The organism is Cryobacterium shii (assembly GCF_004402595.1).
GTDB lineage: Bacteria > Actinomycetota > Actinomycetes > Actinomycetales > Microbacteriaceae > Cryobacterium > Cryobacterium shii.
Map to the genome: position 1 here is coordinate 16475 of NZ_SOFY01000014.1, position 23878 is coordinate 40352.

The window sequence follows — 23878 nt, forward strand, 5'->3', positions numbered from 1 at the left end:
TTACCCGGTTACGAACGGCCCGCGCTGACGCGTGAGCGGCCGGGCCCTGGTCCGACGGAGGAAAATTGTTCAGCACCCGAACCCTGGCCACCACCCTGGCCGCGGCCGCACTCGCCCTCAGCCTGGCGGCGTGCAGCGGATCGGCCGCGGGCGGCACCCCGGCGGCCGGCGCGGTCGACGCCGCCACCGCCACCAGCCTCACCGCTTTCGGCGACCTGACCGCGCTGGAGGACGCAGCCCAGGCCGAGGGCGCCCTGAACGTCATCGCCCTGCCGCGCGACTGGGCCAACTACGGCGCCGTGCTCGACGCGTTCGCGAAGAAGTACCCGGGGATCGCCATCACCGAGGCCTCGCCCGACGGTTCCAGCGCCGAGGAGATCCAGGCGGCCGACAACCTCAAGGGCCAGGACACCGCCCCCGACGTGTTCGACCTGGGCCTGGCCGTCGCCCTGTCGAGCACCGACCGGTTCGCGCCGTATCAGGTCGCCACCTGGGCCGACATCCCGGATGCGCTCAAGGAGGCCAGCGGCCTCTACACCGGCGACTACGGCGGATACATGGCCGTCGGCTACGACCCGGACGTGGTCCCGGCACCGAAGAAGCTGGATGACCTGCTCGGCAGCCAGTACAAGGGCAAGGTCGCTATCAACGGCGACCCGACCCAGGCCGGTGCGGCGTTCGCCGCCGTCGGGATGGCCGCCGTGCAGAACGGCGGCACGGTCGACGACTTCCAGCCCGGCGTCGACTTCTTCGCCAAGCTCAACACGGCCGGCAACTTCGTCAAGATCGACCCGACCCCGGCCACCATCGCCTCGGGCGAGACCCCGGTGGTGCTCGACTGGGACTACCTCAACGTGGGTTACGGCACCAAGCTGAAGGGGGAGCGCAACTGGAAGGTCGTCGTCTTCCCCGGCACCGGCTACGCCGGGTACTACAACCAGGCCGTCAGCAAGGATGCCCCGCACCCGGCAGCCGCCAGGCTCTGGCAGGAGTTCCTCTACAGCGACGAGGGGCAGAACCTGTGGCTGGCCGGCGGGGCCCGCCCGGTGCGAGCCGAGGCCATGGCCGAGGCCGGCACCATCGATTCCGCCCTCTTCGACGCCCTCCCCGCCGCACCGGCGGAGACCGTCGTGCCGACCGAGGACCAGAGCGCCACGGGAGCCGCACTGCTCGGCGAGAAGTGGGCGGCTGCTGTCCGCTAGACGACGCCCGCCGGCAGCGGCCTTCGGGCTGCTGCCGTTCGCGGCGTATGTGCTGCTCTTCCTGGTGGTGCCCACGGTCATCGCGGTGGGCACCGGCTTCGTCGACCAGGACGGCGCGTTCACTCTGGCCACCGTGGCCGCCCTCGGCGACCCGGTCGTCCTCGGCGCGTTCTTCAACTCCTTCTGGCTGTCCGCTCTGACGGCGGTGATCGGCGCCACCGTCGGCGCCGCGGCCTGCTACGCGCTGCTGGGCGCCCCCAGCGGCGGCCCCCTGCGTGCCGTGGTGGATTCCCTCAGCGGCGTGCTGGCCCAGTTCGGCGGCGTCATGCTGGCCTTCGCGTTCATCGCGACCATCGGCATCCAGGGCATGGTCACCGTGGTCCTGCGCGACAGCTTCGGCGTCGACATCTTCGCGGACGGGGTCTGGCTCTACGAGATGCCAGGCCTGGTGCTGCCCTATATCTACTTCCAGGTGCCGTTGATGATCATCACCTTCATGCCGGCCCTGCAGGCGCTGAAGCCCACCTGGGCCGAGGCGAACGCCACGCTCGGCGGCAGCCGGTCCACCTACTGGCTGCGCATCGCGCTGCCCATCCTCGCCCCCTCCTTCCTGGGCAGCCTGCTGCTGCTCTTCGCGAACGCGTTCTCGTCCTATGCGACCGCCGCGGCCCTCACCAGCCAGGGTTCGCAGATCGTGCCGTTGCAGATCCGATCCGCCCTGACCAGCGAGACCCTGCTGGGCCGGGAGAACCTCGCCGGCGCGCTGGCACTCGGGATGGTCGTGGTCATGGGCCTGGTCATGTTCGGGTACTCGGCGCTGCAGGCCCGCGCGGCCAGGTGGCAGCGATGAACCGCTCCGAACTTTCGAGCGGCCGGCCGGCGGCTCCCGCCGTGGCGCACGCCCCGTCCCGCCCGGTCCGAACGGCGATCCTGGGCGTGATCGGCCTGGTCTTCGCCGTGCCGATCGTGGCGATGGTCGAATTCACGCTGCGCAAAGGCCTCGGCGGGGGACACGACTTCAGCCGCTGGAGCGCACTCTTCGCCGGCGGAGCCAGCGGTCAGTACCGGCCGGTGCTGACCGCCCTGGGCAACTCGGTCGGGCTGGCCCTGGGCACGGTCTTGATCGTGCTCCTGCTGCTCGTGCCCACCCTGCTGCTCGTGCACCTCCGCTTCCCACGGTTGCGGCGGCTGATCGAATTCGTCTGCATCCTGCCGATCAGCATCCCCGCGATCGTGCTCGTCGTCGGGCTGGCGCCCGTGTATTCGGTGATCGCGGGGATCGTCGGCAGCGGCGTCTGGACCCTCGCCTTCGCCTACGGCATCACGGTGCTCCCGTTCGCCTATCGGGCCATCCAGTCGAACCTCGACGGCGTGGACGTGCGCACACTGAGCGAGGCGGCCCGCACCCTGGGCGCCGGGTGGGGCAGCGTGCTCCTGCGTGTGCTCGTGCCCAACCTCCGCCGGGGCATCCTGGCCGGGGCCTTCATCGCGATCGCGGTGGTGCTCGGCGAGTTCACCATCGCGTCCCTGCTCAACCGCATCACCCTGCAGACGGCGCTCGTGGTCGTCAGCAAGGCCGACCCGTACACGGCCGTCATCCTGTCCCTGCTCGCACTCGGGTTCGCCTTCGTGCTCCTGCTCGTCATCGGGCGGCTGGGCGCGGTCCGCACGCGCCCCGCACGTCGACCAACCCCCGGAGGTCAGCCATGATCCAGCCTCAGACCCAGCCCACGATCCAGGCGGAGACCCGGCCCCGGACACAGGCGGAGAGCCGCCCCCGGCCGGGCGCGGTCGTCGAATTCTCCGGGGTCGTCAAGGAATTCGCCGGCCACCGGGCACTGGCCGGTTTCGATCTCACGCTGCACGCAGGGGAGTTCGTGGCCCTGCTCGGTCCGAGCGGGAGCGGCAAGACCACGGCGCTCCGGGTGCTCGCCGGCCTGGAATCCACGGATGCCGGCAGCATCCTGATCGACGGCACCGACGTGTCCCGGATGGCGACGAGTCGGCGCGACATGGGGATGGTGTTCCAGTCCTACTCCCTGTTCCCGCACCTCAGCGCCGGGGAGAACGTCGAGTTCGGGCTGCGGATGCGCAAGGTCCGGGGCGAGGAACGTCGCAGCCGTGCCGCCGAGGCGCTGGCGCTGGTGGGCTTGGACGCCCACTACGACCGCTTCGCCCACCAGCTGTCCGGCGGGCAGCAGCAGCGGGTGGCCCTGGCCCGCGCCCTCGTCACCCGGCCGCGCGTGCTCCTCCTGGACGAGCCGCTGTCCGCCCTCGACGCCAAGGTGCGCGTGCAGCTGCGCGAGGAGATCCGGCGGATCCAGACCGAACTGGGAATCACCACCCTGTTCGTCACCCACGACCAGGATGAGGCGCTCGCCGTCGCCGACCGGGTGGCCGTGATGCGGGACGGATTGGTCGAGCAGGTCGGCACGCCCGAGGAGCTCTACACTCGGCCCGCCTCGCCGTTCATCGCCGATTTCGTGGGGCTGAGCAACCGGCTCGCCGGGGAGGTGCGTCACGGCTTCGCCCGCGTGCAGGGCGCGGTGCTGCCGCTGGTCGATCCCTCGCACCCCGACGGCGACGTGCTGGTCTCGGTGCGCCCCGAGGACCTTGAACTGACCGATCTCGAACTGACCGAGGATGACGCGCGGGGCCAGGTGCTGTCCACCAGCTTCCACGGTTCGCTGCGCCGCACGACCGTGCGGCTGGATGACGGGACGCTCGTGTTCGTGCAGCACGGTGCCCGGCTGCATCCGTCGAAGGGAGACCGAATCGGGGTGCGGTTCACGGGGGTGCCGGTGTCGGTGGAAACGCTGCGGCCGGAGGCCTGACCCCGGCCCGGAAACGGCGGAACATGCCTGACCCGGCACGTGTGACTGCCTAGAATGATGCCGTGACTGAATCCGAGACAAACCCGGCCCGTGGCAGGTTGTTCGGTGCGCGGGGACGCCGCCGGGTGCCGGCTTCGATCCGGACCCAGGTCCCGACCGCCGAGGCCCCCAACGGCACGGTCCCGAACGGCACGGTCCCGAACGGCGTCGACGAGAACCTTCCGCCCGGTCTGCGTCTGGCCGCCGCCTGGTCGTGGCGCCTGCTCGCGCTCACCGCCGCGATCGCGGTGTTCATCTTCATCGTCATCCAGCTGCGGCTGATCGTCATCCCGGTGCTCGTGGCCGTGCTGGTATCCGCGCTCCTCGTGCCCCTCGTCGGCTTCCTGGTGCGTCATCGGTGGCCCAGGGGCCTGGCCGTCGCGGCGGCCCTTCTCGGCACCCTCGCGGTCGTCGCCGGGCTGATCACGCTGGCTGTGACCCAGATCGCCGTCGGCACGGTCGGCCTGAACGACCGGGTCGCCGCCTCCTACCAGAGCCTGAAGGCCGTGCTCCTGGCCTCCCCGTTGCAGCTGACCGAACCCGAGCTGAACGCGTTCCTGCAGCAGGTGTGGAAGGCCGTCCAGGCTGACAGCCAGGTCTTCGTGAGCGGGGCCCTGACCGTGGGATCCTCGCTGGGGCATCTCCTGACCGGGCTGCTGCTGGCCCTGTTCAGCCTCCTGTTCATCTTGATCGACGGCAGGGGGATCTGGGCCTGGGTCGTGCGCATCTTCCCGCAGCGGGCCCGGGCGGCCGTGGACGGCGCGGGAACGGTCGGTTGGGCGGCCCTGGGCAACTTCGCGAAGGTGCAGATCCTGGTGGCCTCCATCGACGCGGTCGGCATCGGCGTCGGGGCGGCGCTGCTCGGCGTGCCCCTGGCCATCCCGATCGGCGTGCTGGTCTTCCTCGGCTCCTTCATCCCCATCATCGGAGCCGTCGCCGCCGGAGCCGTGGCGGTCGTCATCGCCCTGATCTTCAACGGCTGGGTGGTGGCCCTGCTGATGCTCGGGGTGGTGCTGTTGGTGCAGCAGGTCGAGGGGCATGTCCTGCAGCCGCTAATCATGGGAACCGCGGTCAAGGTGCATCCGCTCGGCGTCGTGCTCGCGGTCGCCGCGGGATCACTGCTCGCCGGCATCGCCGGGGCGCTCTTCGCAGTGCCGGTCGCGGCCGTGCTCAACGTCATGATCACCTACATCAACAGCGGAGTCTGGCGGGACGTACCGCCCACGACGGTCCCCGTCGCCCGTTCCCCGCTCTGGCAGACCGTTCCGCAACGCCCCGGATTCCGCCGAACCGGCTACCGCATCGAGAAAAGTGCCACCCATGACTAACGCCTCCCTCGTCGGACCGACCCTGGCCGACTTCGAGTCCGCCCGTGCCGTCGTCGCCCGGGTCACCGCCGTGACCCCGATGGAAACCTCCCGCTACCTGTCCGAGGTCCTGGGCGCACCGGTCCTGCTCAAATGCGAGAACCTGCAGCGCACCGGCTCCTACAAGATCCGCGGCGCCTACAACCGCCTCTCGAAGCTGACCGACGAGGAGAAGCAGCGCGGCGTGGTGGCGGCGTCGGCCGGCAACCACGCTCAGGGCGTCGCCTTCGCGGCCCGGGAGCTGGGCATCAAGGCCACCATCTTCATGCCCGTGGGCGTGGCGCTGCCCAAGCTGCAGGCGACCCGCGACTACGGCGCGCACGTCATCCTGCGCGGCAACACGGTGGCCGAGCCGCTCCTCGCCGCGGCCACCTACGCCGAGGAGACCGGCGCGATCCTGATCCCGCCGTTCGACCACCCGGATGTCGTCACCGGCCAGGGCACGCTGGGCCTGGAAATCCTCGATCAGGTTCCCGACCTCGAGACCGTGATCGTCCCCATCGGCGGCGGCGGTCTCATCTCCGGCGTGGCCAGCGCGCTCAAGCAGCGCGCGCTCCGGGACGGCCGCCGGATCCGGGTGATCGGGGTGCAGGCCGAGAACGCGGCGGCCTACCCGCCCTCCCTCGAGGCCGGCCGGGCCCTGGAGATCACCATCACGCCGACCATCGCCGACGGCATCGCCGTGGCCAAGCCGGGCCTGCTCAATTTCGAGATCGTGCGCGACACCGTGGACGAGATCGTCACCGTCAGCGAGGACGACATCGCCCGGGCGCTCCTGGTGCTGCTCGAGCGGGCGAAGCTCGTGGTCGAACCGGCCGGCGCGGTGGCGGTCGCGGCCATCCTGGCCGGCAAGGTCACCGCGTCGGGCCCCACGGTCGCGATCCTCAGCGGGGGCAACATCGACCCGCTGCTGATGCAGCGCGTGATCAGTCACGGCCTGTCGGCATCCGGGCGCTATCTGACCCTGCGCATCATGCTGCCGGACCGGCCGGGGCAGCTGGCCCGCATCTCCGAGCTGCTCGCCGAGGCGCACGCCAACGTGATCGAGGTGCTGCACACCCGCCACGGGGTCGGGCTGCAGATCAGCGAAGTCGAGCTGGACGTCAGCGTGGAGACCCGGGGACCGGACCACCGGCAGCTCGTCGTCGACGTGCTGCGCGCGGCCGGCTACGACCCCCAGTTCGACTAGCCGGACCGCCCGGCCACTCCCACCGTCTCGACTCCTCCCGTCTCGACTCCTCCCGTCTCGACTCCTCCCGTCTCGACTCCTCCCGTCTCGACTCCTCCCGTCTCGGCGTGGAACCAATTCGACGGAGATTTTGCCCGGATCGGCCCCAAACCGGCTGAAAACGCTTTTTTACAGCGGTATCTCCGTCGAATTGGTTCGGGGCCGGACGGGTTAACGAGCGATGGGCCCCGCCTGCCGGCGGGGCCCATCGGGTGCGGGGAGCGGTTCGGCTAGTTGCCGGTCCAGGTCTCCACGAGGAAGATCTCGACGGCGATGTCCTTGCCGGTCGGGGTGATGTACGACGTCTTCGCGCCGACCTTGAGGCCGAGGATCGCCGCGCCGAGCGGGCTCTGCTCGCTGAAGACGTCGAGGTCGCTGTCCCCGGCGATCTCGCGGCTGCCGATCAGGAAGCGGTTCTCCTCGCCGGCGATCGTGGCGGTGATGACCGTGCCCGGTTCGACGACGCCCTTGCTCTCGGGGGCGTGGCCGACCTCGGCGTTGCGCAGTAGCAGGACCAGCGTGCGGATGCGCGCCTCCATTTTGCCCTGCTCGTCCTTGGCGGCGTGGTAGCCGGAATTCTCCTTGAGGTCACCCTCTTCGCGCGCAGATTCGATCTTCTTCGCGATCTCCACGCGGCCGACGGTGCTCATGGTCTCCAGCTCGGCAGCGAGGCGGTCGTAGGCCTCCTGCGTCAGCCAGGTGACAGTGGTCTCGGTAGTCATGGTGGTCCCCTCCTCGTGCTCGTGTGGTGCCCGCGCAATGATCCCGCCATTCGCAGATACGTCTGCGCGGATGAACGCGGATGAAACCGCGCGGATCAGACTGTGCAGGTCAAACTGCAATTATATGACGGACGCCCCGACGTTGACCGTCAGGGCGAACCCTCAGTCTAGGTCAGCCAGCAGCGGTAAATCAATCCCGTGTTGCTCTGCTCGGTGGTGCGGACATCCGTCGTGAACGACCGGGAATAGACGGTGCTCGCCGGTACGTCGATCACTTTCCAGCCGACGACCGTGAAGCTCTCGTTCAGGGCCTGCACGGCGCAGGCGGCGCTCCGGCCGACCGGGATCGACGCCTCGAACGTGATGCTGACGCCGTTCTCGTCGACGATGCTGTGACCGATGTCCCGGGTCTCGATCAGGGGTTTGGACGCGCCGAGCCCCACCCAGACCACCCAAGCGACGAGGACGACAGCGAGGGTTCCGGCGACGGTCCACAGCACACGGCGGTCCCGGATGCCCCGGTTCGCGGCGCGCCCGTAGCGCGTGTCGAGGTTGTTGCTCACGGCCACTCAGACTCCACACTCACGGATCAACGATTAGTCTTAGTACCAAGGTTATCTGGCATTTCTGAGGAGTTTCATGACGCTGCGACTCTTGGCGGTGCACGCCCATCCCGACGACGAGTCGAGCAAGGGCGCTGCGACCTACGCCTACTACCGGAGCCGGGGCGCCGAGGTGATGGTGCTCAGCTGCACCGGCGGCGAACGGGGGAGCATCCTGAACGAAGCCCTCGTCGGGCACCCGATGGCGGAGCGCGACCTCGCCGGCCTGCGCCGGCTGGAGATGCAGGAGGCCCAGCGGGCACTCGGCGTGCAGCACCGGTGGCTCGGCTACGAGGACTCCGGGATGAACGACGACGGCTCGGTGCCGACGAATTCGTTCGCCTCGATCCCGGTCGAGATCTCGGCCGAACCGGTCGTGCGGTTGATCCGTGAATTCAAGCCGCAGGTACTGATCACGTACGACGAGAACGGCGGCTACCCGCATCCGGACCACATCCGCTGCCACGACGTGTCGATGGAGGCCTACCGGGCCGCCGCCGACCCGGCCCGGTACCCGGACGCCGGTGAGCCCTGGCAGGTCGACAAGCTCTATTTCGACCGCATCTTCAACCTCGAGCGGATCGACGCCATGCTCCTCGAACTGAGCGTCAAGGAACCCGACTCGCCCGTGCTGGAGCCGCTGGGCGCCGCGCGGGACTGGATGAAGGACTACCCGAAACTGGCGACGACCCATGTGAACGTCGGCGACTTCCTGGAGGTGCGGGACGCGGCGCTCCGCGCCCACGCCAGCCAGGTTTCCCCCAAAAGCAGCTTCTTCTTCTGGCCGAACGACCTCATCCGAGAGGCCTGGCCGTACGAGGACTTCCAGCTCGTCGAATCGAAAGTGGACACCGTGATACCTGAATCCGATCTCTTTGCCGGAGTGCGGGAAGACGCATGAGCGCCGTTTTCCTGAGCCCCGTGGTCTCGTTCGTGCTCGCCGCGACGCCGCCGCCCGAGTTCGACCCCACGACCGTGACGCCGGGGCCGGCCGGCTTCGTGGCGATCGCGGTGGTCGCTGCCGGCACGGTGCTGCTGGCGATCGACATGGCCCGCCGCATCCGTCGCAACACCTACCGGGCCGAGATCCAGGAACGTCTGGCGGCGGAGATGGCCGCCAATGCCGCGGCCGAGGCCGGTTCACCGGACCAGGGCCGCCCGCAGGGATAGCCCGGCAGGGTCAGGTCCGCACCCTCAGGGGTAGAGCGGGTGGGTGGCGATGATCAGGATGGCCACCCAATGGCAGAGGAACGCCACGACGGTCAGGGTGTGGAAGATCTCGTGGAACCCGAACACGCCCGGGACCGGGTTGGGCTTCTTGAGTCCGTAGACCACGGCGCCCACGGAATAGCAGAGCCCGCCGATCATGATCAGGGTCATCATCGCGGCATTGGCCTGGAAGAAGTCCACGATGAACATCAGCGCGCCCCAGCCGAGCGCCAGATACAGCGGAACGTACAGCCAGCGCGGGGCATGGATCCAGAACACCCGGAAGGCGATCCCCAGGATCGCCCCGCCCCAGACCAGCGACAGCAGCAGCGTGGACTTCTCCGGCGGCAGCGCCAGCACCGCGATCGGCGTGTAGGAGCCCGCGATCAGCAGGAAGATGTTGGCGTGGTCGATCCGCTTCAGGATCACCTTCGTGCGGGGCTGCCAGTCGAACCGGTGGTACAGCGCCGAATTGCCGAACAGCAGCATGGAACTGAGCACGAACACGAGCGAGCTCCACCGGGCCGCGGCGCCATCGGCGGCCAGCAGCAGGATGATGCCCGCGACGATCGTCAGCGGGAACGTGCCGGCGTGGATCCAGCCGCGCCAGGTGGGTCTGACGTCCACCGGCTGAGGGGTGTCATCCTCGAGAAACGGCAGGTTGGGGATGTCATCTGGTGTGGCCATGAGGCAAGAATACGGCAGGCTTCATGCCCGGAGCGGTACGCAACGGCCCCGAGTGGGCTAGCGTCGATGTGTGCAGAAGCGGGACATTCCAATAGCGCGCGGCATCCTCTACGGGGTGTACCAGCGCCGACTCCGACGCGGACTGACCCCGGAGGTGCTGCCCGATCACGTGGCCATGATCATCGACGGCAACCGTCGGTGGGCCAAGCAACTCGGCTTCGATTCCGCCGCCCACGGGCACCGGGCCGGCGCCGCCAAGATGCGCGAGTTCCTCAAATGGTGTGACGACCTCGGGATCTCCGTGGTCACGCTCTACCTGTTGTCCTCCGACAACCTCACCAACCGGCCGAGCGAGGAGCTCACCGAGCTGACGAAGATCATCGCCAAGCTCGCGGAGGAGCTCTCCCGCTACCGGGACTGGCGGGTGCAGCAGGTCGGGTCCAAGGCCGGCCTGCCGGAACCGCTGATCGCGGCCCTGGACGCCGCGGAGGCGCGGACGGCACGCAAGAAGGGCCTGCACATCAACCTCGCCGTCGGCTACGGCGGGCGCACCGAAATCACCGACGCCATGCGCAGCATTGTGGGCGCCCACCACGCGAGCGGCGGGTCGCTCGAGAACCTGGCGGAAACGCTCACCCCCGAATTGATCGGCCAGCACCTCTACACGGGCGGCCAGCCCGACCCCGACCTGGTGATCCGCACCTCGGGCGAGCAGCGGATCAGCGACTTCATGCTGTGGCAGAGCGCCCACAGCGAGTTCTACTTCGTGGAAGCCCTCGGCCCGGACCTCCGGCAGGTCGACTTCCTGCGTGCCCTGCGTGACTTCGCCAAACGCCAGCGCCGGTTCGGCGGGTAGGAGACCCCATGAGCTCCATCGAACGGTTCACGGCGGGGTTCCTCGAGGAGCCCGGGTACCTGGACTATGCCAGGGTGGGGCCGCTGTCCGCCGGCGTGGTGAGCGAGACGCTCGGCCAGACGGATGTCCTCTCCCGCGCCCGATACGGCAGCCTGGACCACTTCCGGACCCAGGATGAACGGTTGCGTGCCGCGGTCGCCGCGGCCACCGGCTTCCGCGCCGACCAGGTCGTCTCCGAGCCCAACACCACCACCGGGATCATGCAGGCCATGTTCGGCCTGACCGGGGGAGTGCTGCTCTCGCCCGGGGATTTCCCCACGGTCCCCTTCGCCGCCGCGCGTGCGGCCGAGGCGCTGCGGGTGGTGACCCCGCTCTGGCTGGAGACCGAGCACGGCCGGGTGACCCCCGGGGAGATCAGGGAACAACTCACCCCGGCCACCGCCGCGGTGGCGGTCTGCCTGGTCGACTCCCGCACCGGGTACCGCGTCGACCTGGACGGCATCCGTCAGGTCATCGGCGACCGCCTGCTCATCGTCGACGCCATTCAGGGGTTCGGAATCACGGATGTCCCGTACGAGGTCGCGGATGTCGTCGCCTCGGGCGGACAGAAATGGGCCAGGGCCGGCTGGGGCACCGGGTTCCTGGCCCTCAGCGACCGCGCGATCGAACGGCTGATCCCGGTGTTCTCCGGTTTCGCCGGCACCGACACGGCCGAGCCGTGGGACGAGATCCTGCCCCCGAGCCGCGGCGCGAACGCCTTCCGGGTCAGCAACCCCGACCCGATCGCGCAGGCGCGGTTCGCGACCGCCCTCGAAGAGGTGGCGGAGGTGGGCATCCGTTCGATTGAAGCGGCGGTCGCCGTGAACGTGTCCACACTCATCGACCTCGCCGACGAATTCGCCGTGCCCGTGGCGTCCTCCCGGGACGAACGCGAACGTGCGGGGATCGTGGTGCTGGAACCGCCCGCGAGCCAGTTCACCCTGCTCAGCGCCGCCCTGCACAACCACGGGGTCACCGCGACCGCCCGCCAGGGCACCGTGCGGCTCAGCGTCCACGCGGCCCTGAGCGTCGACACGGTAGATATGCTGCGCGGGGCACTGACCTCGTATGCCACCGCGGTGACCTACTGACCGCTGACGTGCTGACGGATGACCTGCTGACTGCGGGCGGGTTAACGTACGGTCTCAATGGGCGTGTCGCTCTTCCCTTGCCGGGCCGCGCTCACTAACGTCATCCTCATCAGGCATACTGCCTGGTCGAGACGGCCACATAAGTACGGCTCGATAACCCTGTGGCCTCTCGCCGACACAATCTGCGCCCCCGGGGGCGCGGGGTGGGAGTGATTGTGACCGCTAATCAGGTTGACAATGCGGGTTCGAACCGGGCGGCCTCGGCTGAGGCCGAACAGGCGCAGTGCACGTATGTGCTGGACACCTCGGTTCTGCTCTCGGATCCCAAGGCGATCTTCCGTTTCGCCGAGCACTCCGTCGTGCTCCCCGTGGTGGTCATCGCGGAACTCGAGGCCAAGCGCAACGACCCGGAGATCGGGTACTTCGCCCGCCAGGCGCTGCGGCTGCTCGACGAGCTCCGGATCAAGCACGAACGGCTCGACTTCCCGATCCCGGTCGGTGAGGGCGGCAGCCTCCGGGTGGAGCTGAACCACTCCAACATGTCGGTGCTGCCCTCCGGGCTGCAACTGGGCGACAACGACTCCCGCATCCTCGCGGTGGCCCTGAACCTCGCCAATGACGGGCTGAACGTGACCGTGGTCTCCAAGGACCTTCCCCTGCGGGTGAAGGCCGCCTCGATCGGCCTGATGGCGGACGAGTACCGCCACGAGCTGGCCGTGGACTCGGGCTGGACCGGGATGGATGAGATCACGCTCGGCTCCAACCAGATCAACGAACTCTACGAGAACGAGGTCATGCACACCCGCCTCGTGCAGGACATGCCGATCAACACCGGGCTCGTCATCCACTCCGACCGGGGCTCGGCCCTCGGCCGGGTCACCGGCAGCGGCCAGATGAAGCTCGTCCGCGGCGACCGCGACGTCTTCGGGCTCAAGGGCCGGTCGGCGGAGCAGCGGCTCGCCATCGATCTGCTCCTCGACCCGGAGATCGGGATCCTGTCGCTGGGAGGTCGAGCCGGGACGGGGAAGTCGGCGCTCGCCCTCTGCGCCGGGCTCGAAGCGGTGCTGGAGCGCCAGCAGCACCGCAAGATCATGGTCTTCCGCCCCCTCTACGCGGTGGGCGGCCAGGAGCTGGGCTACCTGCCGGGCGACGCGAACGAGAAGATGAGCCCGTGGGCGCAGGCGGTCTTCGACACGCTCGGGGCGATCGTCTCGGAGAACGTGCTGGAGGAGGTCATCGACCGTGGCATCCTCGAGGTGTTGCCGCTCACCCACATCCGTGGCCGGTCGCTGCACGACGCCTTCGTCATCGTCGACGAGGCGCAGTCCCTCGAACGCAATGTGCTGCTGACCGTGCTGAGCCGGATCGGCACGAACTCCCGGGTGGTGCTGACCCATGACGTGGCGCAGCGGGACAACCTGCGGGTCGGCCGGTTCGACGGGGTGGCTTCCGTGATCGAGACGCTCAAGGGGCATCCGCTCTTCGCCCACATGACCCTGACCCGCTCCGAGCGGAGCGCGATCGCGGCCCTGGTCACCGAGATGCTCGAGGGCAACGAGATCGCCTAGCCCCAACGAATTCGACGGAGATTTTGCCCCAAAACCCGTTTTCGGACCGAAAACAGACTTCTGGGAGCAAAATCTCCGTCGAATTGGTGACTGCGCGAGCGGCGGAGGTGCCGGGCGCTCGGGGCGGGCTACCGGGCCTGGGGCGGACGGGTCATGCTGAGCACGTCGAGCGCCGTGTCGAGCTGCTCGAGGGTGACCTCGCCGCGCTCGACGAAACCGAGGGCGATCACGGACTCGCGCACGGTCAGCCCCTCGGCCACGGCGTGCTTGGCGACCTTGGCGGCGGCCTCGTAGCCGATCACCCGGTTCAGTGGGGTGACGATCGCGGGGGACGACTCGGCCAGCGCGCGGGCGCGCTCCACGTTCGCGGTCAGGCCGTCGACGGTCTTGTCCGCCAGCGCGCGGGTCGCGTTCGAGAGCAGCCGGATCGACTCGAGCAGTGCGGTGCCCATCACCGGGATGGCGACGTTCAGCTCGAACGACCCGGACGCGCCGGACCAGGCGATGGTGGCGTCGTTGCCGATGACCCGCGAGCAGACCATCAGCACGGCCTCGGGGATGACCGGGTTGACCTTGCCGGGCATGATCGAGGAACCGGGCTGCAGGTCGGGGATGTTCAACTCGGCGAAGCCGGTGTTTGGGCCCGAGCCCATCCAGCGCAGGTCGTTGCAGATCTTGGTCAGGCTGACCGCGATGGTGCGCAGGGCGCCGGATGCGTCGACGAGGCCGTCACGGTTGGCCTGCGCCTCGAAGTGGTCGCGTGCTTCCGTGACCGGCAGCTCCGTCTCCTCGACCAGAAGCTCGATCACGAGCTGCGGGAACCCGGCCGGCGTGTTGATGCCGGTGCCGACGGCGGTGCCGCCGAGGGGGACCTCCGCGACGCGGGGGAGGGCGGAGCGCACGCGCTCGATGCCGAGGCGCATCTGGCGCGCGTAGCCGCCGAACTCCTGGCCGAGGGTGACCGGGGTGGCGTCCATCAGGTGGGTGCGGCCGGCCTTAACGGCGCCGACCCACAGCTCGGCCTTGGCCTCGAGTGACACGGCCAGGTGGTCGAGGGCGGGAATCAGCTCGTCGATGAGCGCGCTAGTGACCGCCAGGTGCACGGATGTCGGGAAGACGTCGTTCGAGGACTGGGACGCGTTCACGTGGTCGTTCGGGTGCACCGGGCGGCCGAGGCTCCGGGTCGCGAGGGTCGCGAGGACCTCGTTCATGTTCATGTTCGAGGAGGTGCCGCTGCCGGTCTGGTAGACGTCGATCGGGAATTCGGAGTCGTAGCGGCCGGTGATGACCTCGTCGGCCGCCGCGGCGATCGCGTTGGCGATGTCGCCGTCGAGCACGCCGAGCTGCGCGTTGGCCAGGGCGGCGGACTTCTTGATCCGGGCCAGCGCGCCGATCTGGGCCGACTCCAGCACGGAGCCGGAGATCGGGAAATTCTCCACGGCGCGCTGCGTCTGGGCCCCGTAGAGGGCGGCGGCCGGAACCCGGACCGCGCCCATCGTGTCGTGTTCGATCCGGTAGTCGGCTTCAACGGTCTTGTCCACCACTGTGTGTATTACCTTTCGGTTGGGGAAACTGCAGTTCGTAAAATGTGAGCGACGCCGGCAGGCCGGCGGAACGCCACAATGCGCGCCGGAGCGCGGCTGGACACGTCGACCTAGACCACGCCGACGACGATGTCGGGCACGGCACGGCCTTCGAGCAGCCGGTAATTAGCCCCGACGATAGCCAATGTACCTTCTGCGACGGCGGCGCTGATCACCTCCGAGCGCTCCAGCAGTTCGGCAACGGTGTCGCGCAGGTGCTCGCGACCCACCGCGAGGGCGTCGACGTGATCCGGGTCGATCGGCGTCGCATCCGTCGCCCCGCTGACGCGGCGCACGGCGGGCACGATCTTCTCGATGATCTTCGTGATGTGCACGGGCAGGGCGACCGCGTCGGCGGACTGCGAATCGATCGCGGCCCGCACGGCGCCGCAGCCGTCGTGTCCGAGCACGAGGATCAGCGGCACCTCCAGCACGGCGACGGCGTATTCGAGCGAGCCGAGCACGGAGTCGGAGATGACCTGGCCGGCGTTCCGCACGACGAACAGGTCGCCCAGACCCTTGTCGAAGATGATCTCGGCGGCCAGTCTCGAGTCGCTGCACCCGAACAGGGCCGCATCGGGGGTCTGCACGAAGGCGAGTTCGGCACGGCGGTCGACGTCCTGGCGCGGATGCCGCGGCTCGCCCCCCACAAAGCGGTCGTTGCCCCGCTGCAGGTCGCTCCAGACCTCGGCCGGAGTGGATTTGCCGGTCATTGTGTTCCTCCGGTGTTGGTGCTGATCTGCGCGGCGAGTACCTCGGCGAGGGCCGCGAATTCGTCTTCGCCGGCCGTGCCGACCAGAACGTAGGTGCTGCCCGCGGTGGTGGTCACGAGGGCGGAATCGAAGTTGCCGTGATCCTGCTCCGGCGCGGTGTTGCGGTAGACGTCCCAGGTGACCCCGTTGATGGTGACGGTGTCGACGACCGGCGCGTTGTCCAGCTTCTCGGCGAGCCAGCTCGGGTTCGCGTCGAGGCCCTGGGTGAGGCCGATGAACTCCTTGCCCGGGGTGAGCAGGCCGATGTACCAGGACGGGATCCTGTCGGTGCCGCCGAGGCGCCACTGGGCCGCATTCGCCTTCCAGCCGGTGGGCAGTTTCGGCACGATCAGGGTCTGGTCGAGCCCGGTCTGAGCCTGGGCGGCGACCGTGGCGAAGTCGACGGGGCGGTCGATCGGAGCCTCGCTGCGCGGAACCAGCAGCACGAGCACGAGCACCGTGCCGAGTGTGGCCAGCAGCGACAGCACCAGGTTGTTCACGGTCTTGTGAGACCGGTACTTGCGCGAATTCTCGGCCAGCCTGCTCTTCGTCTCTTCCGGCGTCTCGGGGCGTCCGAGTTCAGCGACGACGCGGGGAGCGCGCCTGGCGGCGCTCATCCGGCGGTCGCGGCGGACGGGGCCTGGCCGGCCCGGGCGGCGTCCAGCCTGGCCTTCGCGCCGATCAGCCATTCCTCGCAGCGACGGGCGAGGGCCTCGCCGCGCTCCCAGAGCGCGAGGGATTCTTCGAGCGTCGATGAACCCTGCTCGAGGGCGTTCACCACGCGCACGAGTTCGTCCCTGGCCTGTTCGTAACTCAGGGCTGTGATGTCATCTGCTGCCGGGGTCATGGCTTCCATTCTAAGTCGAGGGGAGAGGGGCGGACGGGGCGGCGCCCGCGGTGGCGGGCAGGTTCCCCTCGGCGAGGGTGATCAGGAGCGCGGTGCCGGCGGGCGCCTGGCCGGGTGCGCGCACGATCCGCCCGTCCGCCAGCTGCACGATGGCATACCCGCGGTCAAGGGTGCCCTGGGGCGAGAGGGCGCGCAGCCGGGATCGCAGCTCGAGCACCGTGGTGCCTGCGCGCTCGACCGCCCGGCCGACCAGCTCGGTGCCGCGCGCGACGAAACGGGTGAGGTCCTCCGAGCGGGAATCGATCAGCCACTCGGGGGTGCTGAGTACGGGGCGGGACCGGAGCTGCCCGATCCGGTCGACCTCATGAGCGAGGATGCCGGTGAGCCGGTTGCTGAGGCGGGCACGGGCCTGCTGTACCCGGTTCAGTTCGTCGGACACGTCGGGAACCACGCGCTTGGCGGCATCCGTGGGCGTCGAGGCACGCAGGTCGGCCACCTCGTCCAGCAGCGGCCGGTCGGCCTCGTGCCCGATCGCGCTGACCAGTGGGGTGACGCAGGCGGCCGCCGCGCGAACCAGTCTCTCGTCGCTGAAGCCGAGCAGGTTCTGGAAGTCGCCGCCGCCGCGGGCGACGATGATCACGTCGACCTCCGGGTCGGCGTCGAGCCTCTGGATGGCCGCTGTCACTTCGGCGACCATGCGGTCGCCCTGCACGGCCGCGTAGGCGAGGTGGAAGCTGACGGCCGGCCAGCGCAGCTGGGCGTTGCGGATGACGTCTTTCTCCGCGTCGGAGTCTTTGCCGGTGACCAGCCCGATGCAATGGGGGAGGAAGGGCAGCGGCTTCTTGCGGGCGGCGTCGAAGAGCCCCTCGCCGGCCAGCTGTTTGCGCAACCGCTCGAGCCGCTCCAGCATGTCGCCCAGGCCCACATGGCGCATCTCGAACACCTGCATGGTGAGGGTGCCGCCCTTGACCCAGAAGTTGGGTTTGACGAGGGCGATGACACGGTCGCCCTGCTTGAAGTCGCTGGTGAGCTTCGCGCGCACCGACGACCAGACCGTGAAGCTGACCGTGGCGTCCTCGGTGAGGTCTTTCAGCTTGCCGTAGACGTTGCCGCCGCTGGCGCCCCACTGGACGATCTCGCCCTCCACCCAGGCGGTGCCGAGCCGGTCGATGTAGCCGCGGATCTTGTTGGCCAGCAGCGCGACCGGCCACGGGGTCTCCAGGGTGGGCGGTGCATCCGTCATCAATCGTTCCTCCCACGGACTGTGCAGTCGGGCACCCATAGACTGGATGGCGTGACTATCAGTACGGATTCGCCTGTGATCGGCCTCGGCATGCCCCGGATTCCCCGGGCACGCAACAGGCTCAACGATACCCCGGTGCACGGACACAAGCGGGTGCTGCTGGCCGCCCCCCGCGGTTACTGCGCCGGCGTGGACCGTGCCGTGATCGCCGTCGAGAAGGCGCTCGAGCTGTACGGGGCCCCGGTCTACGTGCGCAAGCAGATCGTGCACAACGTGCACGTGGTCTCCGAGCTGGAGAAGAAGGGCGCCATCTTCGTCGAGGAAGTCGACGAGGTGCCCGCCGGCTCCCATATCGTTTTCAGCGCCCACGGCGTCTCGCCGGCCGTGGTGAACGCCGCGGCCGACCGTGGACTCCTCGCCATCGACGCCACCTGCCCGCTGGTCACCAAGGTGCACCGCGAGGCCGTGCGGTTCGCCCGCGACGACTTCCAGATCCTCCTGATCGGCCATGCAGGCCACGAAGAGGTCGAGGGCACCGCCGGCGAGGCGCCGGAGCACACCACGCTCGTGGGCAGCCCCGACGAGGCCGACACCATCGAGGTGCGCGACCCGGACAGGGTCGTCTGGCTGTCCCAGACCACCCTGAGCGTGGACGAGACCATGGAGACCGTTCGACGCCTGCGCGCCCGGTTCCCTAATCTGCAGGACCCGCCCAGCGACGACATCTGCTACGCCACCCAGAACCGCCAGGTAGCGATCAAGAAGGTAGCCCGCGACTCCGACCTCGTCATCGTCGTCGGTTCCGCGAACTCGTCCAACTCGGTGCGTCTGGTGGAGGTGGCGCTCGAGTACGGCGCCCAGGCCGCCTACCGGATCGACTACGCCAGCGAGATCAAGCAGGAGTGGCTCGACGGCGTCGTCACCGTCGGGGTGACGAGCGGGGCATCCGTTCCGGACGAGCTCGTGCACGAGGTGCTCGCCGACCTCGCCGAAGCCGGCTACGGCGACGTCGAGGAGGTCAAGACGGCCGAGGAGGACCTCCTGTTCTCCCTGCCCAAGGAACTCCGCAAGGACCTGGCCGGCAACGCGGATGCGCGCGCGCTCGGCGGGCGGGTCAGCCGGCCCGAATAGGCAGCCTGACGGGGCCCCTCAGCCGGTCTGGAACTCCAGCTCCTGAAAGAGGGTCACGGTCAGGTCGGCCGGCCCCTGCAGGCGAGAGTTGAGTGACTGCCACGGGGTGACCCGCGGCGAGGCGATCAACGCGGCGCCGGCATCCGTGAGCTGCCGGGTCTTGCCGGCCGCGTCGGAGACCTCGAAGGCCACACGGATGTGCCCGCTCGGGTTGCCGTCGGTCTCGAGATCGTCGACCATCCGCCGCTGGGCTGGATTGTGCAGCTCCGGGGTCGCCCGGCCGGCGTCGAGGACCATGCCGCGGGCCCCTCTCGTCCTCGAAGGACTCCGCCTCGGTGAGGCCGAGAGCGTCACGGTAGAAGCGCACGGCGGCGTCGTAGTCTGCCGCCTCGACGACCAGGCGCAGTTGGAGGACGGGCGGTATCGGTACGGTCTCATCGTTCATGCGTTCAGGCTAGGAACGGTGGCCGGTGCGCGCAAGGAGGCGTCGACCGTCACATCCACGGTGACCGTGTCATGCACACGATTCGTGCGGCTGAACGTCTGGGCGGCCGAACCGCTCAGCGGCTGAGCGTTACGGCTTCAGGTTGAGCAGGGTCGGGTCGGTGGTCAGAGCCACGCTCACGATGACGATGAGCACGGTGAAGGACACGACCCCGCCGATCAGGGGCAGGTAGAAGGCCCGCTTGCCGCGCACCGTCATCAGGATCGAGCCGACGGCGGTGGCGAGCCAGATCAGGGCTTCGGCGATGCTCCCGGCCACGATCAGGCCCGGGATGGCGTCGTCCGGTGTGTATGTGCCCAGGTCTCGCTGCTCGTAGAGGATCTTGAACGCGTCGGGGAGCCCGCTCAGGGCACCGATGAAGAAGATCGTCGCCAGGAGCCCGAAGACGAGCAGGCTCAGGGTCACGGGGCGGTCCCAGGCCGGCGTCTTGCCGCCGCGGAAGGGCCCGGCGGGTTTTTCCGGGGAACCCGGGCCGGCAGCCGGGGCGGCAGCCGGGGCGGCAGCCGGTGCGACTGCCGATGCGGGGAGCGTGCGCTCATCCGGGGCGGGAGTCCAACTCCAGCCTTCGGGCGCAAGCTCGCCGTACCGGGGACGTGGCCGGGAATCCTCCGGAGGGGTTCCCGAAGGAGTCGACAGGGGATTCTCGGCCATCGTCATTCGGTGCTAGCTGTTCGACTGGCCGGCGGAACCGAGCTGGCGGGTGGCTTCGGACACGCGGGCGGCCATGGCCGTCTCGGCAACTTTGCCCCAGGCGCGGGGGTCGTAGACCTTCTTGTTGCCGACTTCGCCGTCAACCTTGAGCACGGCGTCGTAGTTCTTGAGCATGTAGCCGGCAACCGCGCGCGTGAACGCGTACTGTGTGTCGGTGTCGATGTTCATCTTCACGACGCCGTTGGCGACGGCCTCGGCGATCTCGGCGTCGGTTGAGCCCGAGCCGCCGTGGAAGACGAGGTCGAGCGGCTTCGGGCCGGTGCCGAGCTTGGCGGCGATGCCGTCCTGGATCTCCTTAAGCAGCTCCGGGCGCAGCTTGACATTGCCGGGCTTGTAGACGCCGTGCACGTTGCCGAAGGTGAGCGCGGCCATGTAGCGGCCGTTCTCGCCCATGCCGAGGGCGTCGATCATGGCGAGTGCGTCATCGAGGGTCGTGTACAGGTTCTCGTTGATGTCGCCTTCGACGCCATCCTCTTCGCCGCCGACGGCGCCGATCTCGACCTCGAGGATCGCGTTGATCGCCTGGGTGCGCTTGAGGATGTCCTTGGCGATTTCCAGGTTCTCGGGGAGAGCGATGGCGGAACCGTCCCACATGTGCGACTGGAAGATCGGGTTGCGGCCGGCCTTGACCTCTTCTTCGGAGGCGCTGATGAGCGGCAGCACGAAGTCTTCAAGGGCGCCCTTGGGGCAGTGGTCGGTGTGCAGGGCGACGGTGACGGGATAATTGTCGGCGACGGACTGCACGAAGTGAGCCATGGCGAGCGCACCGGATGCGCGGTTCTTGACCGTGTGGCCGGCGAAATAATCTGCGCCACCGGTGGTGACCTGGATAATGCCGTCTGAGCCGGATTCGGTCAGGCCCTGAAGGACAGCATTAATGCTTTGCGAGGACGAAACGTTGAACGCCGGGTAAGCGAACCCCTTCGTCTTGGCCTTGCTGAGCATCTCGGCGTACTGGTCTGGGGAAGCGATGGGCATTGTTGAGTCTCCTCGGTTGAACCGTTTCGGTTCTCTCATCCTACCGAGATGGGTACCCGGACGTGCCAGCGCCGGAAGAGGCGGTGCGCGGGGAGCGGGCGCTAGGCTGAAGGAGGCAGCACCGGTATCACCGATGCCGGCCCAAAGATGGGTCTTGCCACTGCCGCACTCTTCGTCCGGGAAGGACCATCTGTGAACAGCCCCGAAATCGCCCTCAATTTCACGCACCCCGACCGCAACCTGGCCATGGAGCTGGTGCGAGCGACAGAGGCTGCCGCAATCCGTGCGGTTCCGTTCATCGGTCGCGGTGACAAGAACGCCGCCGACAAGGCGGCCGTCGACGCCATGCGCGTCTTCCTCGGCACCGTCAATTTCGACGGCCTCATCGTCATCGGCGAGGGTGAAAAAGACGAAGCCCCCATGCTCTTCAACGGTGAACGCGTCGGCAACGGCACCGGCCCGCACTGCGACATCGCGGTCGACCCGATCGACGGCACGAGCCTCACCGCCGCCGGCCGCCAGAACGCCCTTTCCGTGATCGCGGTCTCCTCCCGCGGCACCATGCTCGACGCGTCATCCGTCTTCTACATGGACAAGATCGTCACCGGCGGCGCCGGCCGCGGAGTCGTCAGCCTCGACGCACCGATCGGCGACAACATCCGTGAGCTGTCCCGAGCCACCGGCAAGCCGGTCGGCGAAATGGTCATCGCGGTGCTCGACCGTCCCCGCCACGCCGAACTGATCGACCAGATTCGCAGCGCCGGCGCCGGCACCCGGCTGATGAGCGACGGCGACGTCGCCGGCGGCATCAACGCGGCCCGCTGGGAAACCCGGATCGACATGTGCGTCGGCATCGGCGGCAGCCCCGAGGGCATCACCACGGCCTGCGCGCTCAAGGCGATCGGCGGCTACATGCAGGGACGCCTCGCACCGAAGGATACCGCCGAGCGCGCGGGCGCGGTCGCGGCCGGGCTCGACGTGGACAAGCTGCTCGAACTCGATGACATGGTCAGCGGTGACAACACGTTCTTCGTGGCGACCGGCGTGACGGATGGCGGACTCGTCGACGGCGTGCGCCGCCAGGGCCCGATCATCCGCACCGAGAGCATTGTGCTGCGCGCCAAGTCGGGCACCACCCGCCGCGTGGTCGCGGAGCACCTCGCCTCCAAGTGGCTCTAGCCACCGGGCGCGGGGCTCGCTCGGCACGCTGACCCGCTGAGGTCGCCGCCGAGTGTCGCCCAATACGCTGAGAATCGCCGTTCCGACGGCGATTCTCGGCGTTAAGGGCGATTCTCGGCGGCCTCCAGTTCGGCCGACTGGAGCTCCGTCACGAACTCCCAGGCGGCCAGCTCCCGAGGGGCCTCTTCGATGCCGACCAGCGGCGCCAGCACCTTCGACTCGTCCAGCGCGCTGAGCTTGCGGGCCGTGGGCAGCACCTGGCGCTCCATCGAGCCGACGAAGCCGTTGTAGTCCTTGACGGTGCGCTCGATCGACCGGCCGAGTTTCTCGATGTGGGTGGCCGTGGTGGCCAGGCGGGCGTAGAGCTCCCGGCTGAGGTCGAACAGGACCTTGGCGTCATGGGTGAGCACATCCTGCTGCCAGCTGAACGCCACCGTCTTCAAGACCGACCACAGGGTCACGGGGGAAGCCAGGGCGACCCGCTTGGAGAAGGCGAACTCCATGATCGACGGGTCGGCCTCCAACGCAGACGAAACGAGGGATTCGCTCGGGATGAAGGCGATCACGATCTCCGGCGAGGCCTCCAGGCCCTGCCAGTAGGCCTTACTGCCGAGGGCGGTGATGTGGTCGCGCACGGCCTTGACGTGCGCCTTCATGTACGCGGCCCGTTGCGCGCCCAGGGCGCCGGTGGCGGTGACCGGAATCTGGCTGGCCTCCAGGAACGCCGTGAACGGCACTTTGGCGTCGACGGCGATGTTTTTCCCCCCGGGCAGGTGCACCACCATGTCGGGGCGACCCGCGCCGGCATCCGAGTTGATGCTCGACTGCAGGTCGAAGTCGACCCGCTCGATCAGGCCCGCCGCCTCCACCACGCTGCGCAGCTGGGTTTCGCCCCAGACCCCGCGGGTGTTGTTGGCGCGCAGGGCGGACGCGAGCGCCTCCGCGGTGCTGCGCAGACGTTCCTCCGACTCTGTGGCGGACCGCAGCTGTTGGCTCAACTCGCCGTGCTGCAGGCTGCGCTGGGCCTCCAGCTCGAACACCTTCTGCTGCATGTCCTGCAGGCTCTCCTTGACCGGGGCCAGGGCCTGCAACACCTTGCTCTCCTGCTTCTGCCGCACGGCCTCAGCGTCCTGGTCACCCTGCTGCCGTTGGAGCAGCTCGCGGTACTGCCGCCCGGCGTCGACGACCTGCCCGCGCAGGGCGTCGGCCGTGGCGTGCACCGAGGCGAGTTCTTCCCGGAGCAGCGATTGGACGGCGGCCTCTCGGGAGCGCGCCTCGACCAGCGCCACCTGGTGACGGGCCTCGATCACGGCCGGGTCGTCGCCCGCTGAAGCGTTCACTGAGGCAGCGCGGCGCCGCTGACCGGCGACGATCGCGACCAGGGCGCCGAGGAGGGCGCCGATGACAATACCGAGGAGAAGAGGGAACCAGGAATCCATGGCTCCACTCTGCCAGTGACCACCGACACGACCTCGACACGGCGGCTGGAGGGCCTCGACGCGGCC

At 68.9% G+C, this 23878-nt stretch carries 26 protein-coding genes; 14 read left to right on the forward strand and 12 right to left on the reverse strand.

What is annotated here, in order from left to right; all coding sequences use genetic code 11:
* Positions 1-65 precede the first annotated feature (65 nt).
* From E3O49_RS17690 to ilvA, 6 genes are all read left to right on the forward strand, one after another.
* Positions 66-1202: an ABC transporter substrate-binding protein gene (locus E3O49_RS17690; protein WP_134366519.1), complete on the forward strand. Its 1137-nt coding sequence runs from the start codon at positions 66-68 to the stop codon at positions 1200-1202.
* The gene (locus E3O49_RS17695; protein ID WP_174235672.1) at positions 1189-2052 is read left to right on the forward strand and encodes an ABC transporter permease; all 864 of its coding nucleotides are present in this window, start codon (positions 1189-1191) and stop codon (positions 2050-2052) included. Before E3O49_RS17690 ends, E3O49_RS17695 begins: the two co-directional genes overlap by 14 nt.
* Positions 2049-2912 (forward strand): ABC transporter permease, encoded by an 864-nt coding sequence (locus tag E3O49_RS17700; RefSeq protein WP_134366518.1) that lies wholly within the window; start codon positions 2049-2051, stop codon positions 2910-2912. The genes E3O49_RS17695 and E3O49_RS17700 overlap by 4 nt, the downstream gene beginning before the upstream one ends.
* A complete protein-coding gene (locus tag E3O49_RS17705; protein ID WP_134451009.1) occupies positions 2909-4036 on the forward strand; it encodes an ABC transporter ATP-binding protein in 1128 nt (375 codons plus the stop codon). The genes E3O49_RS17700 and E3O49_RS17705 overlap by 4 nt, the downstream gene beginning before the upstream one ends.
* A gap of 62 nt (positions 4037-4098) precedes the next feature.
* The gene (locus E3O49_RS17710) at positions 4099-5403 is read left to right on the forward strand and encodes an AI-2E family transporter (RefSeq protein ID WP_241975906.1); all 1305 of its coding nucleotides are present in this window, start codon (positions 4099-4101) and stop codon (positions 5401-5403) included.
* A complete protein-coding gene (gene ilvA, locus E3O49_RS17715; RefSeq protein WP_134366516.1) occupies positions 5396-6631 on the forward strand; it encodes a threonine ammonia-lyase in 1236 nt (411 codons plus the stop codon). Before E3O49_RS17710 ends, ilvA begins: the two co-directional genes overlap by 8 nt.
* Before the next feature lie 269 nt (positions 6632-6900).
* Here the strand turns inward: ilvA and greA are convergent, their stop codons facing one another.
* Positions 6901-7392 (reverse strand): transcription elongation factor GreA, encoded by a 492-nt coding sequence (gene greA / locus E3O49_RS17720; protein WP_134366515.1) that lies wholly within the window; start codon positions 7390-7392, stop codon positions 6901-6903.
* 167 nt (positions 7393-7559) lie between these two features.
* The gene (locus E3O49_RS17725; RefSeq protein ID WP_134366514.1) at positions 7560-7961 is read right to left on the reverse strand and encodes a DUF4307 domain-containing protein; all 402 of its coding nucleotides are present in this window, start codon (positions 7959-7961) and stop codon (positions 7560-7562) included.
* A gap of 70 nt (positions 7962-8031) precedes the next feature.
* On the opposite strand from E3O49_RS17725, the gene mca reads away from it, so the two are divergent.
* Together mca and E3O49_RS17735 are read left to right on the forward strand one after the other, a co-directional pair.
* Positions 8032-8895 (forward strand): mycothiol conjugate amidase Mca, encoded by an 864-nt coding sequence (mca, locus tag E3O49_RS17730; protein ID WP_174235669.1) that lies wholly within the window; start codon positions 8032-8034, stop codon positions 8893-8895.
* Positions 8892-9164 (forward strand): hypothetical protein, encoded by a 273-nt coding sequence (locus E3O49_RS17735; RefSeq protein ID WP_241975907.1) that lies wholly within the window; start codon positions 8892-8894, stop codon positions 9162-9164. Before mca ends, E3O49_RS17735 begins: the two co-directional genes overlap by 4 nt.
* Before the next feature lie 24 nt (positions 9165-9188).
* On the opposite strand, the gene trhA is transcribed toward E3O49_RS17735, so the two are convergent.
* Complete coding sequence (gene trhA, locus E3O49_RS17740; RefSeq protein ID WP_134366513.1) at positions 9189-9890, reverse strand: PAQR family membrane homeostasis protein TrhA; 702 nt, start codon at positions 9888-9890, stop codon at positions 9189-9191.
* Between the two features lie 70 nt (positions 9891-9960).
* On the opposite strand from trhA, the gene E3O49_RS17745 reads away from it, so the two are divergent.
* The 3 genes from E3O49_RS17745 (at position 9961) to E3O49_RS17755 (ending at position 13444) form a co-directional block, all read left to right on the forward strand.
* Positions 9961-10746: an isoprenyl transferase gene (locus E3O49_RS17745; RefSeq protein WP_134366512.1), complete on the forward strand. Its 786-nt coding sequence runs from the start codon at positions 9961-9963 to the stop codon at positions 10744-10746.
* Between the two features lie 8 nt (positions 10747-10754).
* Positions 10755-11876, forward strand: coding sequence for an aminotransferase class V-fold PLP-dependent enzyme (locus E3O49_RS17750; protein WP_134366511.1), 1122 nt, complete (start codon positions 10755-10757; stop codon positions 11874-11876).
* A 215-nt stretch (positions 11877-12091) separates the two neighbouring features.
* Positions 12092-13444, forward strand: a complete 1353-nt coding sequence (locus E3O49_RS17755; RefSeq protein ID WP_241975908.1) for a PhoH family protein — start codon at positions 12092-12094, stop codon at positions 13442-13444.
* 128 nt (positions 13445-13572) lie between these two features.
* On the opposite strand, the gene E3O49_RS17760 is transcribed toward E3O49_RS17755, so the two are convergent.
* The 5 genes from E3O49_RS17760 to xseA form a co-directional block, all read right to left on the reverse strand.
* Complete coding sequence (locus E3O49_RS17760; RefSeq protein ID WP_370292388.1) at positions 13573-14985, reverse strand: class II fumarate hydratase; 1413 nt, start codon at positions 14983-14985, stop codon at positions 13573-13575.
* Between the two features lie 113 nt (positions 14986-15098).
* Positions 15099-15740, reverse strand: coding sequence for a carbonic anhydrase (locus E3O49_RS17765; protein ID WP_134366509.1), 642 nt, complete (start codon positions 15738-15740; stop codon positions 15099-15101).
* Positions 15737-16396 carry a DUF4245 domain-containing protein gene (locus E3O49_RS17770; RefSeq protein WP_160141013.1) on the reverse strand — a complete coding sequence of 220 codons (660 nt, stop codon included), beginning with the start codon at positions 16394-16396 and terminating at the stop codon, positions 15737-15739. The genes E3O49_RS17765 and E3O49_RS17770 overlap by 4 nt, the downstream gene beginning before the upstream one ends.
* Complete coding sequence (locus tag E3O49_RS17775) at positions 16393-16635, reverse strand: exodeoxyribonuclease VII small subunit (protein ID WP_198416031.1); 243 nt, start codon at positions 16633-16635, stop codon at positions 16393-16395. The genes E3O49_RS17770 and E3O49_RS17775 overlap by 4 nt, the downstream gene beginning before the upstream one ends.
* Position 16636: 1 nt before the next feature.
* Entirely contained in the window at positions 16637-17869 is a 1233-nt protein-coding gene (xseA, locus tag E3O49_RS17780; protein ID WP_134366506.1) for an exodeoxyribonuclease VII large subunit, read from the reverse strand.
* Positions 17870-17959: 90 nt separating this feature from the next.
* Here xseA and E3O49_RS17785 point away from each other — a divergent pair, with 90 nt between their 5' ends.
* Positions 17960-19000 carry a 4-hydroxy-3-methylbut-2-enyl diphosphate reductase gene (locus tag E3O49_RS17785; protein ID WP_134366532.1) on the forward strand — a complete coding sequence of 347 codons (1041 nt, stop codon included), beginning with the start codon at positions 17960-17962 and terminating at the stop codon, positions 18998-19000.
* Between the two features lie 18 nt (positions 19001-19018).
* On the opposite strand, the gene E3O49_RS17790 is transcribed toward E3O49_RS17785, so the two are convergent.
* Positions 19019-19297: a hypothetical protein gene (locus tag E3O49_RS17790; RefSeq protein ID WP_244285242.1), complete on the reverse strand. Its 279-nt coding sequence runs from the start codon at positions 19295-19297 to the stop codon at positions 19019-19021.
* Between E3O49_RS17790 and E3O49_RS17795 the strand changes: the two genes are divergently transcribed.
* Positions 19296-19571: a hypothetical protein gene (locus E3O49_RS17795; protein WP_241981081.1), complete on the forward strand. Its 276-nt coding sequence runs from the start codon at positions 19296-19298 to the stop codon at positions 19569-19571. The two genes, E3O49_RS17790 and E3O49_RS17795, sit on opposite strands and share 2 nt — an antisense overlap.
* Positions 19572-19574: 3 nt before the next feature.
* Here the strand turns inward: E3O49_RS17795 and E3O49_RS17800 are convergent, their stop codons facing one another.
* The gene (locus tag E3O49_RS17800) at positions 19575-20162 is read right to left on the reverse strand and encodes a DUF6264 family protein (protein ID WP_338144969.1); all 588 of its coding nucleotides are present in this window, start codon (positions 20160-20162) and stop codon (positions 19575-19577) included.
* 6 nt (positions 20163-20168) lie between these two features.
* Positions 20169-21194, reverse strand: coding sequence for a class II fructose-bisphosphate aldolase (gene fbaA / locus E3O49_RS17805; RefSeq protein ID WP_134366503.1), 1026 nt, complete (start codon positions 21192-21194; stop codon positions 20169-20171).
* Between the two features lie 246 nt (positions 21195-21440).
* Here fbaA and glpX point away from each other — a divergent pair, with 246 nt between their 5' ends.
* Entirely contained in the window at positions 21441-22373 is a 933-nt protein-coding gene (gene glpX, locus E3O49_RS17810; protein WP_241975912.1) for a class II fructose-bisphosphatase, read from the forward strand.
* A gap of 101 nt (positions 22374-22474) precedes the next feature.
* Here the strand turns inward: glpX and E3O49_RS17815 are convergent, their stop codons facing one another.
* Complete coding sequence (locus E3O49_RS17815) at positions 22475-23812, reverse strand: DNA recombination protein RmuC (protein ID WP_134405644.1); 1338 nt, start codon at positions 23810-23812, stop codon at positions 22475-22477.
* Positions 23813-23878 lie beyond the last annotated feature (66 nt).

Coding starts and splice junctions, on each gene's coding strand:
- E3O49_RS17700 (WP_134366518.1), top strand. CDS start 2,049: ATGAACCGCTCCGAACTTTCGAGCGGCCGGCCGGCGGCTCCCGCCGTG.
- E3O49_RS17705 (WP_134451009.1), top strand. CDS start 2,909: ATGATCCAGCCTCAGACCCAGCCCACGATCCAGGCGGAGACCCGGCCC.
- ilvA (WP_134366516.1), top strand. CDS start 5,396: ATGACTAACGCCTCCCTCGTCGGACCGACCCTGGCCGACTTCGAGTCC.
- greA (WP_134366515.1), bottom strand. CDS start 7,392: ATGACTACCGAGACCACTGTCACCTGGCTGACGCAGGAGGCCTACGAC.
- mca (WP_174235669.1), top strand. CDS start 8,032: ATGACGCTGCGACTCTTGGCGGTGCACGCCCATCCCGACGACGAGTCG.
- E3O49_RS17735 (WP_241975907.1), top strand. CDS start 8,892: ATGAGCGCCGTTTTCCTGAGCCCCGTGGTCTCGTTCGTGCTCGCCGCG.
- trhA (WP_134366513.1), bottom strand. CDS start 9,890: ATGGCCACACCAGATGACATCCCCAACCTGCCGTTTCTCGAGGATGAC.
- E3O49_RS17750 (WP_134366511.1), top strand. CDS start 10,755: ATGAGCTCCATCGAACGGTTCACGGCGGGGTTCCTCGAGGAGCCCGGG.
- E3O49_RS17765 (WP_134366509.1), bottom strand. CDS start 15,740: ATGACCGGCAAATCCACTCCGGCCGAGGTCTGGAGCGACCTGCAGCGG.
- E3O49_RS17770 (WP_160141013.1), bottom strand. CDS start 16,396: ATGAGCGCCGCCAGGCGCGCTCCCCGCGTCGTCGCTGAACTCGGACGC.
- E3O49_RS17775 (WP_198416031.1), bottom strand. CDS start 16,635: ATGGAAGCCATGACCCCGGCAGCAGATGACATCACAGCCCTGAGTTAC.
- xseA (WP_134366506.1), bottom strand. CDS start 17,869: ATGACGGATGCACCGCCCACCCTGGAGACCCCGTGGCCGGTCGCGCTG.
- E3O49_RS17785 (WP_134366532.1), top strand. CDS start 17,960: ATGCCCCGGATTCCCCGGGCACGCAACAGGCTCAACGATACCCCGGTG.
- E3O49_RS17795 (WP_241981081.1), top strand. CDS start 19,296: ATGCCGCGGGCCCCTCTCGTCCTCGAAGGACTCCGCCTCGGTGAGGCC.
- E3O49_RS17790 (WP_244285242.1), bottom strand. CDS start 19,297: ATGGTCCTCGACGCCGGCCGGGCGACCCCGGAGCTGCACAATCCAGCC.
- E3O49_RS17800 (WP_338144969.1), bottom strand. CDS start 20,162: ATGACGATGGCCGAGAATCCCCTGTCGACTCCTTCGGGAACCCCTCCG.
- fbaA (WP_134366503.1), bottom strand. CDS start 21,194: ATGCCCATCGCTTCCCCAGACCAGTACGCCGAGATGCTCAGCAAGGCC.
- glpX (WP_241975912.1), top strand. CDS start 21,441: ATGGAGCTGGTGCGAGCGACAGAGGCTGCCGCAATCCGTGCGGTTCCG.
- E3O49_RS17815 (WP_134405644.1), bottom strand. CDS start 23,812: ATGGATTCCTGGTTCCCTCTTCTCCTCGGTATTGTCATCGGCGCCCTC.